The following is a 14903-nucleotide window of genomic DNA, read 5'->3' on the forward strand; positions in this document are numbered from 1 at the left end:
TAATAAAGAAAGCGGATACTACTTTGTTTTGCACTTACCTAACGTGTTGGGTATAATGAAGGATAGAGTAGGTTTATTTTATCTTCTTACCTGAAAGATTAAAACTCCAAGGAGGGTTTATTATAATGAAGAAAATTTTAGTAGTTGACGATGAAAAACCAATCTCAGATATTGTAAAATTTAATTTAATAAAAGAAGGATATGAAGTCTTCACTGCTTATGATGGTGAAGAAGCTTTAGAACAAGTAAAAGAAGTTGAGCCAGATTTAATTATTTTAGATTTGATGTTACCTAAAATTGATGGACTTGAAGTTTGTCGAGAAATAAGAAAAACTCACGATATGCCAATCATCATGGTAACAGCAAAAGATTCAGAAATTGACAAAGTTTTGGGATTAGAGTTAGGTGCAGATGATTATGTAACTAAACCCTTTTCAAACCGTGAGCTAGTTGCACGTGTAAAAGCAAATTTAAGAAGACACAGTAACGCTAAAGCTGTTGTTCCTGAAGAAGAAGAAACTAATGATATCGAAGTCGGAGCGTTGACGGTACATCCAGATGCCTATATTGTTTCAAAAAGAGGAGAAACAATAGAACTAACTCATAGAGAATTTGAATTGCTACACTACTTGGCTAAACACCTAGGTCAAGTAATGACAAGAGAACATTTATTGCAAACAGTATGGGGATACGATTATTTTGGTGATGTTAGGACTGTAGATGTAACGGTAAGAAGATTAAGAGAAAAGATTGAAGACAGCCCTAGTCATCCAACTTGGTTAGTTACTAGGCGCGGGGTTGGGTACTACTTAAGAAATCCTGAACAGGAGTAGAATCTCATGAAAAAGAAAATTGGATTTTTTCAGTCAATCGATTTTAAAATTGTATTTGTTTTTATTGTTTTATTATTGGTTGCATTGGAATTAATAGGTGCTTATTTTGTTAAGCAACTAGAAACAAAATTAATTGATAATTTCCAAGAAGAAAGGCGTCTTCAAGTAGGATTTTTAGATAATACTCTTCAACCCTTATTGAAAGATAGCGAAAATCCTAACTTGAATGAAGAAATTAGTCGACTCTTAACAGATTTTTCTGGAAATGGAGTATTAGAAGCTCAAGTAATTAATCCTAAGCATCAAATTATAGGCACGAGTGACAGTACAAACCAAACAATTGTTGGCGAGAACTCTAATGACCGTGATGTTCATCAAGCTTTGTTATTAAGTAATAAAATAACAAACCAATATAAAGACCAAGTAACCAACGACCGAATCTGGAAGTTGGTTTCTCCTATTATTGCTAATGATGGATCTAACAAGGTACTAGGCGTTATCTCTTTAAAAACAAACATTGAAACAGTTTATCAACAAATCGAAGAAATTACCTTTCTTTTTTTAAACGCATCTTTAATTTCAATGGGATTAACTGTCCTTTTAGCGTTATTTATCTCAAGAGCGATTACTAAACCTATTACAGAAATGACAAATCAAACGATTCAAATGACCGGTGGAAACTATTCAGGACAAGTAAAAATTTATGGAGAAGATGAATTAGGTCAGCTTTCACTAGCTATTAATGATCTTTCTATAAAGGTTGAAGATGCACAAGAGTCCACAGAAGCCGAAAGAAGAAGATTAAATAGTGTCTTAACACATATGACTGATGGCGTAATTGCGACAGACAGAAGAGGGAAAATCATTATTATCAATGAAATGGCACTTGAGATGCTGAACACCTCACAACAAGATGCAGTAGGGCAATCCATTCTAAAAATCTTAAAAAAAGAAAATGAGTTTACTCTACGTAACTTATTGAAAAATGATCAGGAGTTAACTTTTGATTTTTCAACTCCTGAAACGCCATTAATTTTGCAAGCTGGTTTTTCTCTGATACAAAGAGAAACAGGTTTTATTAGTGGAATTGTTTGTGTATTGCACGATGTTACGGAACAAGAAAAAATTGAACGAGAGCGTAGAGATTTTGTTTCGAATGTTTCGCATGAACTTCGTACGCCTTTAACAAGTATGAGAAGCTACCTAGAAGCATTGATCGATGGTGCGTGGCAAGATCCTGAAATCGCTCCGAAATTTCTACAAGTTACACAAGAAGAAACGGACCGTATGATCCGTATGATTACTGATTTACTCAATTTATCAAGAATGGATGCTGGAGATAGCACCCTTGATTTGGAGTATGTTAATATTAATCGATTGTTTAATCATGTTTTAGATAGATTTGATATGATGATTCAAACAGCAGGCCAGTTTGATAAAAAATATACAATTAAACGAGAAATAACTAACCGCCAAATTTGGATGGAATTGGATACAGATAAAATAATACAAGTATTCGATAATATTATGAACAATGCGCTTAAGTATTCACCTGAGGGTAGTGTGATCAATTGTAGCTTAAAAGAAACACACGATAATGTAGTGATTAGCATTACAGATAAAGGAATGGGTATACCTAAAAAAGATTTGCCACATATTTTTGATCGCTTTTACCGTGTCGATAAAGCACGAGCACGTTCAATGGGTGGTACGGGTCTAGGGTTGGCTATTTCAAAAGAAGCAATTGAAAGACATAATGGTAAAATATGGGTCAACAGTAAGGAGGGCGAAGGCACAACGTTTTATATACTATTGCCTTACGTCCCTTATGAGGAGGATGATTGGGAATGAAGTGGACTAGTTTAATTCGACCTTTGTTAATCGTTTTAATCCTTCTCAGTCTTGTATTAATGTGGGCTATTTGGACAGGACCGAATCAGTACGATGTTCAACCTAGAAACGAACAAAAAGCACTCTCTTCTGTGACGGTAAAACGACAATTTGCTCGTGTATTTGGACCGTCACAAATCGTTTTGCATGAATCGGGAAAAGCTAGAATGACATTGAAAAAAGATGTTTTAATTGCATCGAATAAAATTTTTAGCGAAATTGAATTAGATGAACTAGCAGAACCGATTAATTTTTCTAGCGAGGATTACTATAAGGAATTAAATCAATCAGATAATAAAATTGAATGGCTTTATTCAAAAGGGATTCCTTTTGATGTGTTAGACAATTTATTTACTAATTTATCAGATGAATACCGAGAAAAGACCTTTGATCGTATTTATTTATCTGAAACAAATCCTAGTACGATTTTCTTTTACGATACTACTGAGAAGTTGCTCTATACCAGTAAAATAGAAAATATAGACCAAAAGCAGTTAGTATCAACTGTTCATAAAAAAGGAATTCCTTATCAGTTTGTAGAAATTAAAGAAGTTGGAGATAACTATATTTATTTACCTATTGGTGAAATAGAATTATCTTGTCTGACTTATATGGTAGAGAAACAACCGAATAGTTTATTTATTGAACGATTATTTGATGATACTTCAGAAGTACGTGAAAAAAGAAGCGAAAAATCGGTGCAATATATTGATTTTATTAGTGAAATGAGAATAAATGAAGAGACGAATATCTTAAATTATTATCGAAATCGGTCATCATCAGACTTGATGCCTCTGACTAAGACTTTATTGGTTTCATTCAAAGAATTAATGCTCTATGAAAACTGGTCAGATGACATTCATTTTTTTGATTATAATGAACAAAATAATGAAGTCACATATCGACGTTACATTGAGGGATTTCCTGTGTTTAGTTCAATCGGATACGGTGCAACGAGTTTAACAGTCGTGGAAGAGGGAATGTCTAGATTACAGGTTCCTATGGTTATTGCTCAAACACCTATTTCGGATCAAGAAAATAAGAAAACGTTAGTGAGTGGAGAAGAACTTCTAAGAGAATTAACCGAAAAAAATTATTCGATGGAAACAATTGACGATATTAAGATCGGTTATACATGGACGAATAATCCTGAATCTGATCGTGTGATAAACTTAGAGCCAAATTGGTATATTTATACCGAAGGAAATTGGATAAGTGTTCAAGATCTTGATGAGAATGGGGGAGATTAGACAATGGACTTTAGACGAATTGAGATTATCTTTGTCATAACCTTCATTGCTCTCAATATTTTTCTATTGACTACTTATCTTGACAAAAATTATAATAATTTTTCATCGGAAAATTCTAATACAAAAGTTAATATTGCAGATGAAATGGCAAAGTCAAATATTGAGTTGCCTACTTTTCAAAACGAAATAAACAAGGTTCCTTATGTTCAAGCAGATGCCAATGATTTGTTGCTTAAAAACTACTCTAAGCTAAATAATCAAAGAGGTTCCATTGGAGAAAATGGTTTTGTCTATAAAAGTACTTTATCTGAACCGCTTCAGTTAACCGAAGAAAAAGAATTTGTAGCTAAAGATATTGATAAATTAATTGCTTTTATTGAAAGCAATCAGGTTTTATTTGGTAAAGAGTATCAATTTTTTCGATATATAACGAAGAGTCAGCAAGTTGTGTTTACTCAAATTGCGAATAACATACCGATTGCAGACGGAACATCAGAAGTTGTTTTCCAATTAGATAATTCAAAAAGAGTGATTTCTTATGAGCAAAGCTATGCAGGACCAGTAACGGTTCAAGGTGAAAGTCGTGTGTTAATAACGGATAAGAATGCTGTAGATATTTTGTATCAAAACAATGAATTATCTGCTGATACAATTATTAAGAAACCAACATTAAGTTACTATCGAACGTTAAATCTAGAAGAGTTAAGTATGTATGCTCCAGCTTGGTTTATTGAAATAGAATCAAGTACGGATACACAGGTTAAGCGTGTCGATGCAATTAGTGGAACGGTACTAAAAGTTCAGACTCTTGAACAACCTCAATCAGTCACAAAAAGTAGACTAAAACCACCTGCAGAACAAGATTCGGCTACTTTAAGTTCGAATAGGGAATAAATAAAAATCAAAGATATTAGGAGCCTCTAATTTCTTTGATTTTTTTAGTTAAAAACGGTCGTTAACTACTAGAGTGCTAGATATTTCAGCTAATTTGATATAAACTAGATGAGATGAACGAGGAGGATTTATTAAGATGTTAATGAACCAAAACCAAGGATTGAAGGTTAGTATTCTGGCTAGTGGAAGTTCTGGGAATGTTACCTATGTTGAATCTGAGAAGAAAAGAATATTAGTGGATAGTGGTTTGAGTGGTAAAAAAATTATAGAATTATTAAAAAAAATAGATCGAGATGCAGCAGATTTAGATGCTATCTTAGTAACACATGAACATCGAGACCACGTTCATGGTGTAGGAGTTCTTGCAAGGAAATATCACCTAGATGTGTATGCGAATGAAAAAACATGGCAGGCGATGTCCCCAATTATTGGAGACATTAAGAATGAGCAAAAATATATTTTTGAAATGGGTAAAACACTAACTATTGGCGATATTGATATAGAAAGTTTCGGCGTTTCCCATGATGCAATTGCGCCACAATTCTATAGTTTTCATAAAAATGATAAACGATTTGTTATGTTAACCGATACCGGTTATGTTAGTGACCGAATGCGTGGCATCTTATCCAATGCGGATGCTTATTTATTCGAGAGTAATCATGATTTGCAGATGTTGCGTATGGGAGGCTATCCTTGGCATTTAAAGCAGCGTATTTTGGGAGATAAAGGGCATTTATCTAATGAAGATGGTGCGTTAGCACTAGCCGAAATGATTGGTGACAGAACAAAGCGTATTTATCTAGGACATTTAAGTAAAGATAATAATATAAAAGAATTAGCTCATATGACAGCAGAAGATATTTTAAGAGAAAATGATTTAGATGTTGGAGGAGCGTTCTCTGTATACGATACAGATCCTAGTGAACCAAGTTCGTTATTTAGTGTATAATTTAATAAATTAATTCTAGGAACGAAAATGTTTCTAGATTTTTTTTTGAAAAAAGTTACTTTAGTAGTCATATGAAAAGAATAAAGGTAAGATAAAAGTAGTAAATGTTAAAAGAAAAAAGACGTTTAATGAGTTAAATTTCTTATTTAAGTCCATAATTATTCATAAAAAATTCATAAAATAACGATAAAATTAGAACATAAATAAGTATGAGAGGTGAGGAAAAATGAAACAAAATAATGATCCTATTAAAGATGTAACTCCTAAAAAAAATAAATCATTTAAATCTGCCATCTTAGGAGGGCTAGTTGGTGGTTTAGTCGTTGGTCTGTTAGGTGGTGGTTACCTCTACGCTACTGAAGAGCTGGATTTAGGAGACTCCTCAACACAAGAATCTGGGTTAATAGATAGCAACGGAAAAGTAACGACAACGGATGTTAGTGTAAATGTTACTTCGAAAGTAACGGATGCAGTAAAAAAAGTTGAAGATTCAGTAGTTTCCGTGATAAATATGAAAGAGCAAAGCTTAGAAGGATTTGGTGGTGTCTTTGGTTCAGAAACAACAGACTCGTCAGCAGAATCTAATTTACAAACGATAGGAGAAGGAAGTGGAGTCATCTATAAAATAGATGGCGATAAAGCTTACATTGTAACGAATAATCATGTTATTGAGGATTCTGATGCAATAGAAATTCTATTAAAAGACGGAACAAAGATTAAAGCTGAAGTAATTGGGACTGATGTATGGACTGATTTAGCCGTATTATCTATTCCATCTGATAATATAAAAAAAGCAGCAACCTTTGGTAATTCCGATAGTATAGAAGTAGGTGAACCAGCAATAGCAATAGGATCTCCTCTAGGAACGAATTTTGCTTCTTCTGTTACTCAAGGTATTGTTTCAGCAAAAAACAGAACAGTAGAAACAGATATTGATGGAGATAGCATAGTAGATTGGGAAATGACAGTCATACAAACTGATGCTGCCATTAATCCTGGAAACTCAGGTGGTGCTTTAATTAATATCGCAGGACAAGTTATTGGAATCAACTCTATGAAAATCTCATCAGATACTGTTGAGGGGTTAGGTTTCGCTATTCCAAGTAACGATGTTGTCGATATTATCAATCAATTAGAAACAGATGGAAAAGTTGTCCGTCCAGTTTTAGGTATCAGCTTATTAGATATTTCTCAAATATCCGAACAACAACAAGAAAGTGTTTTGAAATTGCCTAAAGAAGTGACGTCAGGGGTTGTCGTAGGGCAAGTTCAAGCTGGTTCTGCTGCAGAAAAAGGCGGATTACAAAAATACGACGTTATTGTAAAATTTAATGGTGAAGATGTTAAAAATACAATTTCTTTACGCAAAGGAATCTATAAATCAGAGTTAGGTAAAGAAGTAGAGATAGAGTATTACCGTAATGGAAAATTAGAAAAGACAACGATAACGATGACGACTTCTGAGACAATTTCTTAAGAATTAGCATAAAAATAAAGCTCATTGCCAATCTTGGCAGTGAGCTTTATTTAGTTAAAAAATTAGAATAATGTATTTTTTTTATTATTTTGTGGATAACAAAAACAAAAAAGTTTTGGACATTGTGTATAAGTGCTGTAAAATAGAGAATGAAAGAAGTTGTGGGATATGAAGTTATCCACAAAATGAAAGGAGTGCTGTGGATGGATGAAATAAAAGCCTGTCAGGAACATATAGAAGAAGCTCTAGATGACGCTGTTTATGGAGGTTTTGAGATGCCGATTTTAAAGGCTTTTTCTCCTGTGGATAAAGAAGTCTATAAGTGTGCTTATTGTGAGAAGCTACCTATATATGTGGTAGAGAACGAACATTCGCATACCATATGAAGTGTTCAAGTTATGAACATGTGTATAACTTTTGTGTATAACTAATTTAAAAAGGTGGATAACTTTGAATATTAAAATTATAACAGTTGGTAAATTAAAAGAGAAATATTTAAAAATGGGTATAGCTGAGTATGCTAAGAGATTAGGTGCTTATTGCAAAATGGAGTTAATTGAAGTGCCAGATGAGAAAGCTCCAGAAAAATTAAGTGAAGCAGAGATGATTCAGGTAAAAGAAAAAGAAGGAGAACGTATTTTAGCTAAAATTCCTGATCAAGCCTATGTATTTGCTTTAGCTATTGAAGGCAATCAACGAACATCGGAAAAATTTTCAAAAGAAATTGAGCAATTGGGTATTCAAGGTAAAAGTAACCTTGTATTTGTTATTGGTGGGTCATTAGGGCTGAGTGAGGCAGTTATGAAAAGAAGCAATACAAAGATTTCTTTTGGAAAGATGACTCTTCCACATCAATTAATGAGATTAGTATTGATTGAACAAATCTATCGTAGTTTTCGGATAATGAAGAATGAACCGTACCACAAGTAAATGAGGTTTTTCTCAGAAAGTAATTGTTTTAATTTTTTGATAAGTACTATATTTGAACTAAAGACAGTTAAAAATTGAAGGAAAAAAGTAAGCCTATTGGTTATTATCAATAGGCTTACTTTAAAATAGTTGAAAAAATTATTTTGCTCGCTTTACTTCAATGCGATAGCCATCAGGGTCTGTCACAAAGAAATAGGTTGGTGTACCACCTGAAAGTCCTCTTAACTCGCCTGTTTCATAAGTCGAAGCTGTACAAATTTCATGCATTTTTTCTAAATCACTGACAGTCACACCTAAATGACTGAAACCATTACCTACATCATATGGCTCAGCATCGTAATTGTAAGTGAGTTCGATTTGTACAGACGAACCGGGAGAATTCAGATAAACTAAATCAAATTTATTTTCAGGAAATTCTCTGCGGCTGGCAACTTCAAAATTGAATAGATTAGTATAGAAGTCTAAAGTAGCATCAATATCTCTGATACGTAGGCAAATCTCAACAAGTTCTTGTTTCATAATATCATCCTCCAATAATTTCTTATCTTTATTCTAGCATGAATAGGTTACATACGCATTTTTTTGACGAATATTATCTTCCCTATTGCTTTCTATTAGATCAATAGATAAAAGCATAGATTTTAAACTATTTATAGGGATATTCATGGAAAAAAAGTATTGGATAAGTAAATTAAGGACAACAATTTTATCTACATTCATTTCTCAAAGTGAGTGAATAAGCTGAATTTTTGGAATGTTGGTTTATAAGTAGTATGATGGGAGTACTAATAATTATTATGAGGAGTGTTATAATGACGGCATATGAATTACCAAAAGTATGGAAGTGGGAAGAAGAGAATTCAAAAAAAGGTGGCAATCGACCAACTGCGGGCAGTCGTTTTGAACAAAAATTACCGGTTGGAGAGGCTCCATTCCAACTTTATTCACTAGGAACACCGAATGGCATTAAAGTTGCAATTATGTTCGAAGAGCTAAAGGAACTAAATATCGTTGGTGCAGAATATGATTTATACGCTATTAATATTGGAGAAGCAGATCAATTTGGCTCAGATTTCGTAGAAATTAATCCTAACTCTAAAATTCCAGCTCTTGTGGATCAAAGTCAAAATCCTCGTCTAGAAATTTTTGAATCGGGCTCGATTCTTCTTTATTTAGCTGAGAAATTTGATCAATTGATTCCAACAGACATTCATGGTCGAACTGAAACTCTTAATTGGCTATTCTGGCAAATGGGTGCAGGTCCTTATGTGGGTGGAGGCTTTGGTCACTTTTTTGCTTATGCTCCAGAACCTTTAAAATACCCAATTGATCGGTTTACGATGGAAACCAAGCGTCAGTTAGATTTACTCGATAAAACGTTAGCGCAACGTCCTTATATAGCTGGTGATAGCTACAGTATTGCAGATATCGCGATCTGGTCTTGGTATGGTCTTTTAGCATTAGGAAAATTATATGAAGGATCTTATGAGTTTTTAAATATAGATGAATATCCTCATTTCTTGGAATGGTCTCATCGCATTGCAAAGAGACCAGGCGTTCAGAGAGGTTTGGAAGTAGAATATCAACCGCTAGGAGAGTAGTTCAAGAAAATAGTGCATTGATTTGTTTTCTTTTATAGATTAGATAGAATTAAAACCTCATTTAGACGTATTGCGGAAAATCGCATTGCAAGTAAATGAGGTTTTAAAACTATAAAAAAAGAGTCCTAAGTCATCTTATAAGGAGCAAAATAGAAATCAGATGAGTAAATATACAGGGGGAGTAGGAATGATACTAGTAAATCTTGAAGAGTTTTTAAGAGAACAATCGATTTACTTTGAATTGTATAATCATGATCCTATTTATACAAATGAAGATGCTGTGATAATGAAAAAAGAGAAAGGATTTACAGGTACAGAAACCAAAGCACTGTTTTTAAAAGGGAAATCTGGACAGTACTATTCATTCGTAACTTTTACGACGAAACGAGCGGATTTTAAACGGTTAAAGCAAGCTGCAGGCGAAAAAGTAGCCGTTGTTAAGCAGGATGAAATGGAAGCGGTAACGAGTCAAAAAGCAGGTGCAGTAACCCCTTTAGGCTATGAAAGTGCCATTTCGATGATAGTAGATGGGGAGTTATTCAAGCAAGAAAAACTCGTATTTGCTCCTGCAAGACCAGATCAAACTATGGTTATCTTGGCTAAAGATTTAAAAAAAATTATTGATTTACTTGGAAATGAGTTGTTTATTTATAGTGAGGAGGATGAATAATGACTGTTTACCCGATAAAAGCTTTTTCGGATAACTATATTTGGATTATTGAAGAAGGTACAGAGGCAGTGATAGTCGATCCAGGTGAAGCTAAACATGTGATAGCTTACTTAGAAGAAAAACAGCTACGTCTAAATTCAATTTTATTAACGCATAATCACGATGACCATGTTGGTGGAGTTCAAGAAATTTTAGCAAACTATCCAGAAATTTCAATTTATGGACCGAAAGAAACGGAGCAATTAGCGAATCAGATTGTATCGGAAGGGGATTCTTTTACTTTATTAGGACAACATTTTCAAGTGTTACAAACGGGTGGGCATACCCATGGACACATTAGCTTTGTAACAAACGAGGCATTATTTTGTGGGGATGCTTTATTCTCAGGAGGTTGTGGCCGAGTGTTTACAAAAGATTATCAAGCTCAATATGATGCCCTACAGAAATTTAAACAACTAGATGATGACATACAAGTGTATGCAGCTCATGAATATACGCAGACTAATTTACAGTTTGCGCAGTCTATTGAGCCATCTAACAAAGTAATTTCTGAATCCTTAACCGAAGTGAAGAATTTACGTCTAAATGGACAACCCACTTTACCATCAACAATTGGTAAAGAGAAAAAAATCAATCTATTTCTCCAAGCAGAAAAGTTAGAAGATTTTAAGAAATTACGTCAAGCTCGTGATAATTTCTAGAGTTTAAAAAATTAAAGAAGTTATTTTTTAAGTTGTTAAACAGAAAGACTTCTGCTATATTTGTAACGAATAAATCTCTTATTTATTGTTTATCAAAATTAGGATAATTAAAACTTTTGCTATTTATCCTTGAATCTCAGACTTAAAGGTTTGTCGATATACCTGCAGAACATGATGATTAGGTTTAAAAGATAGGAATAAATTCTTCAAAGCCGAAAGACCTAATGAAAATATAAAATAATTTAAGAAGGGACTTTATTATTTTGCAAAAAGAAATCGTTCATCAACTACCTAAAGTGGAATTGCATTGTCATTTAGATGGCTCGGTTCCGATGGCAACATTGAAAAAACTAGCAGAAAAACAACTATTTAACATGGATTTGTTTGATCAAATCGTTGCACCAGAAAAATGCACTGATTTAGTCGATTATTTAAAGGGATTTGATATCATTCATCAGCTGATGCAAACTCACGAACAACTAGAAGAATCGGCTTATGCTGTTGTTGAAGCGTCAGCTTTAGAAAATGTTCGGTATATGGAGTTGAGATTTGCTCCACTCTTGCACACAGAAGCAGGCTTAACAGTATCAGAAATTATTGAAGCCATCAGTAAAGGTATTAACCGTGCTAGAATAAAATATGATGTTAGTGTAAATCTATTGATATGCGGCATGCGTCAGCATTCTAACGAAAAAAACCTTAAAATGTTGTCTGAAATAATAGAGACAAAAGAAGAGTTACTAGTCGGCTTTGATATGGCCGGTCCAGAACCTGATACAGCCAATAATCACATTGAACCATTGACTAGTTATGCGCAAACTAATGGACTACACATTACTCTCCATGCCGGGGAGTGTGGCTGTGCCCATAATGTTGTTCAAGCAATCCGATTGGGAGCAAAGCGTATCGGGCATGGAATAGCTATTCAAAAGGATGAAGCAGCTCAAATTCTTTGTTTAGAAAAAGAAACAGTTATCGAAATGTGTCCGACAAGCAACATTCAAACAAATGCGGTTGAAAAATGGGAGGATTATCCTTTACTTGATTTTTTAGAAAAGGGAATAAAATGTTGTATCAATACCGATAATCGTACAGTCTCCAATACGACACTAACGAGAGAATATATGCTTTTAACTGAACACTTTGGAATTGGCTACGAGACTATGAAATTACTGAATTTAAATGGCTTAGCAGGTGCGTTTACTACTTCAGAGATAAAAGAAAATCTTACCGGAATAATTGATAAAGCTTACGCACCATATATATAGAATAAAAAAGGTGAGAATTCCCTTTATTTAATATGGGGATTTTTCCCTTTTTAAAATTTTTTTATAGTAAAAAAGTATAAGAATAAAAAATTTAATAAGCGAGGAAAACTAGCTATGAATTTACCCTTAACAGCTTATGTCGCACTTAGTTCTGCATCGGGCGTATTAAATTTGTACTTATGCTTGTATGTTTATTCTAGACGTTACCGTTATAAAGAAATAGCCTATTTTTTTATAGCATATACCGCAACAATATCTATCTATTGTTTTGCTTCTGCTCTGATGTTATTAACTACAACGTTAGATCAAATAAAATTTTGGACAACTATTCAATATGTGGGTATGCCAATTTCCACAACGCTAGGTTTATTGTTCGTCATGCATTATTTAGGTATTCAACTTTCAAAAATAAAAGTTTTTTCGCTACTTATTATTCCAATTATAACTGTAATTATAGTAGCAACGAATGACTTGCATAACTTACATTATAAAATACTTGAAATAGATCCTATCTTAGGTGCACCATATGTGCAACAAGAGATTGGAATATGGTACATGATTCATGGTACTTATACTTTTTCATGCATGTTAGCAGCATTATTGCTGGCGATTTTGCATTGGAAAGAGACAGCTAAAGTTTACCGATTAGAGCTAGTTTCCTTAATATTAGGTCAGTCGATCCCTATGTTAATGTCTCTTTTATACTTATTAGAACTCACACCAGAAGGAATAGACCCCGTTCCGATGATATTATGGCTTTCTTCTCTCTTGTACTTATGGTCTATTAGTTCATCGCGAATGTTTACATTAATGCCTATTGCAAAAAATGTTATCTTCAATAGTATAAATGACGGGGTAATAGTATTGGATGAATCTACCCAGTTAATTGAATTTAATCAAATTTGTGAGAAATATTTTTCGAAGTTGACGAATAAGTTGATTGGAACGAATTTCCATAAAGCATGGAAAGAACTAACTGGGGATTCTTTCCCAGTAGTGTTAGAGCTAACCGATGACAATCAAGAGGTGCAATTAACTATCGCTGAAACAAATCGTATTTATCAGGTTCGTATCTCTCCGTTAATTAAGATGAAAAATAGAAAAGGTTTAATCTTAATTTTTACGGATATTACTGAGCTAAAAGAATTACAAATGAAGTTGGAGTACCAAGCTAACTATGATGAGCTAACTCAAATATATAATCGTCGTGCCTACATGGAGCAGTGTGAACAAGATTTTTTACTAGCACAAAATAATGGTGAGCCTTTTACTGTTTTGTTAATGGATATTGATTATTTCAAAAAAGTAAATGACACTTATGGACATCATATAGGAGATGATGTGCTTAAACATGTCGTAAATGTATTCAAAAAGCAATTAACAGATAGACAAGTTTTTGCTCGGTATGGCGGAGAGGAATTTGCATTATCTTTAAATGGTTATACAGCTTTGGAAGCAGAATTATTAGGGAATAAATTACGTAAAAGTTTAGAAAAACAGAATCTTCATTCTTCTGAGGGAGTCATCCCAGTTACTTTGAGTATGGGAGTAGCCGAGACGACTCAAGATACACTGGAAACAATAGGTCAACTTTTAAATAAAGCCGATAAAGCTTTATATTCAGCAAAAAATTCAGGTCGAAATCAAGTACAAATTTATAAGGAAACTTAGTTATAAATCACCATTTAATGATAAGTAAAAGAGCTAGTACAAAGTTTTAAAACAGAAAAAACACGTGAAAATAAACTGAAGAATAGTGTTTTATATAGTCTCAATATTTACTATTTAGCTAATTTAAACTGAAAGTTATTTTATACCTAAGTCTGATTTCCTTTATATGTGTCAACGACATATAAGTCTAAAAATAGAGGTTAACTTCTTATTCATTACTAAAAATATGTCGAAAGTTGAAGGAGTAATTATGCTTTATTTAATGTTAGCTATTATATGTAGTGCATCTATCGCACTCATTTTTAAATATACAGAAAAAACAAATGCCAATAGATATGTCATAACAAGTGCTAATTACTTTATTGCATTTGCTATCAGTTTTTTTCTAATTGTTTCTAAAGGATTATTATCTGACGTTACTCGAGAAATCTCTTTTATAGAGGATTTTTCCCTACTATCGAGCACTAATGAACACATTTTATCTCCCTATTCGAGTATTTTATGGGGAATAATCATTGGAGGAATTTTTGGTTCATTCTTTTTTCTTTCATTTGTTTACTATCAAAAAAGTATAAAAGAAAATGGGGTAGGAGTTTCAGGAACGATTGCTAAATTAGGGATATTAATTCCGATGATTTTTTCAATTGTTATATGGAAGGAATTTCCTTCACCCATTCAATGGATTGGAATTCTACTATCACTCGTTTCTATATTAATTGTTAATTTATCACAGAAATCACTCGAGAAATTTGATGTCAAACCGACTATT

General features: G+C 33.2%; 15 protein-coding genes. 14 read left to right on the plus strand and 1 reads right to left on the minus strand.

Going from position 1 to position 14903, the window contains the following annotated elements; translation table 11 throughout:
• Positions 1-125 precede the first annotated feature (125 nt).
• The 8 genes from yycF to rlmH all read left to right on the plus strand — a co-directional run bounded on the left by yycF (position 126) and on the right by rlmH (position 8223).
• The gene (gene yycF, locus WBF61_RS06875) at positions 126-833 is read left to right on the plus strand and encodes a response regulator YycF (protein WP_424255097.1); all 708 of its coding nucleotides are present in this window, start codon (positions 126-128) and stop codon (positions 831-833) included.
• A gap of 6 nt (positions 834-839) precedes the next feature.
• A complete protein-coding gene (gene walK, locus WBF61_RS06880) occupies positions 840-2684 on the plus strand; it encodes a cell wall metabolism sensor histidine kinase WalK (RefSeq protein ID WP_424255099.1) in 1845 nt (614 codons plus the stop codon).
• Positions 2681-3973, plus strand: coding sequence for a YycH family regulatory protein (locus WBF61_RS06885; protein ID WP_424255101.1), 1293 nt, complete (start codon positions 2681-2683; stop codon positions 3971-3973). Before walK ends, WBF61_RS06885 begins: the two co-directional genes overlap by 4 nt.
• A gap of 3 nt (positions 3974-3976) precedes the next feature.
• Positions 3977-4867 (plus strand): two-component system regulatory protein YycI, encoded by an 891-nt coding sequence (locus WBF61_RS06890; RefSeq protein ID WP_424255103.1) that lies wholly within the window; start codon positions 3977-3979, stop codon positions 4865-4867.
• Positions 4868-5009: 142 nt separating this feature from the next.
• Entirely contained in the window at positions 5010-5816 is an 807-nt protein-coding gene (locus tag WBF61_RS06895; RefSeq protein WP_424255124.1) for an MBL fold metallo-hydrolase, read from the plus strand.
• Positions 5817-6042: 226 nt separating this feature from the next.
• Positions 6043-7293 carry a S1C family serine protease gene (locus tag WBF61_RS06900; RefSeq protein WP_424255105.1) on the plus strand — a complete coding sequence of 417 codons (1251 nt, stop codon included), beginning with the start codon at positions 6043-6045 and terminating at the stop codon, positions 7291-7293.
• A gap of 203 nt (positions 7294-7496) precedes the next feature.
• Positions 7497-7679, plus strand: a complete 183-nt coding sequence (locus WBF61_RS06905; protein WP_424255107.1) for a CxxH/CxxC protein — start codon at positions 7497-7499, stop codon at positions 7677-7679.
• Between the two features lie 64 nt (positions 7680-7743).
• On the plus strand, positions 7744-8223 hold the full coding sequence (gene rlmH, locus WBF61_RS06910; RefSeq protein WP_424255109.1) for a 23S rRNA (pseudouridine(1915)-N(3))-methyltransferase RlmH: 480 nt from the start codon (positions 7744-7746) through the stop codon (positions 8221-8223).
• 138 nt (positions 8224-8361) lie between these two features.
• Here the strand turns inward: rlmH and WBF61_RS06915 are convergent, their stop codons facing one another.
• Entirely contained in the window at positions 8362-8742 is a 381-nt protein-coding gene (locus WBF61_RS06915; protein WP_424255111.1) for a VOC family protein, read from the minus strand.
• A 293-nt stretch (positions 8743-9035) separates the two neighbouring features.
• Between WBF61_RS06915 and yghU the strand changes: the two genes are divergently transcribed.
• The 6 genes from yghU to WBF61_RS06945 all read left to right on the plus strand — a co-directional run.
• Positions 9036-9824 carry a glutathione-dependent disulfide-bond oxidoreductase gene (yghU, locus tag WBF61_RS06920; protein ID WP_424255113.1) on the plus strand — a complete coding sequence of 263 codons (789 nt, stop codon included), beginning with the start codon at positions 9036-9038 and terminating at the stop codon, positions 9822-9824.
• A 187-nt stretch (positions 9825-10011) separates the two neighbouring features.
• Positions 10012-10494, plus strand: coding sequence for a YbaK/EbsC family protein (locus WBF61_RS06925; protein WP_424255114.1), 483 nt, complete (start codon positions 10012-10014; stop codon positions 10492-10494).
• Positions 10494-11195 (plus strand): hydroxyacylglutathione hydrolase, encoded by a 702-nt coding sequence (gloB, locus tag WBF61_RS06930; RefSeq protein WP_424255116.1) that lies wholly within the window; start codon positions 10494-10496, stop codon positions 11193-11195. The genes WBF61_RS06925 and gloB overlap by 1 nt, the downstream gene beginning before the upstream one ends.
• 263 nt (positions 11196-11458) lie before the next feature.
• Positions 11459-12463, plus strand: a complete 1005-nt coding sequence (gene add, locus WBF61_RS06935; protein ID WP_424255118.1) for an adenosine deaminase — start codon at positions 11459-11461, stop codon at positions 12461-12463.
• Positions 12464-12577: 114 nt separating this feature from the next.
• On the plus strand, positions 12578-14134 hold the full coding sequence (locus WBF61_RS06940) for a histidine kinase N-terminal 7TM domain-containing protein (protein ID WP_424255120.1): 1557 nt from the start codon (positions 12578-12580) through the stop codon (positions 14132-14134).
• Between the two features lie 250 nt (positions 14135-14384).
• Positions 14385-14903: EamA family transporter (locus WBF61_RS06945; protein WP_424255121.1), on the plus strand; the 519-nt coding region annotated here is incomplete at its 3' end.

It is taken from the genome of Carnobacterium sp. (assembly GCF_049673005.1).
In the GTDB taxonomy this organism is placed as follows: Bacteria; Bacillota; Bacilli; order Lactobacillales; family Carnobacteriaceae; genus Carnobacterium_A.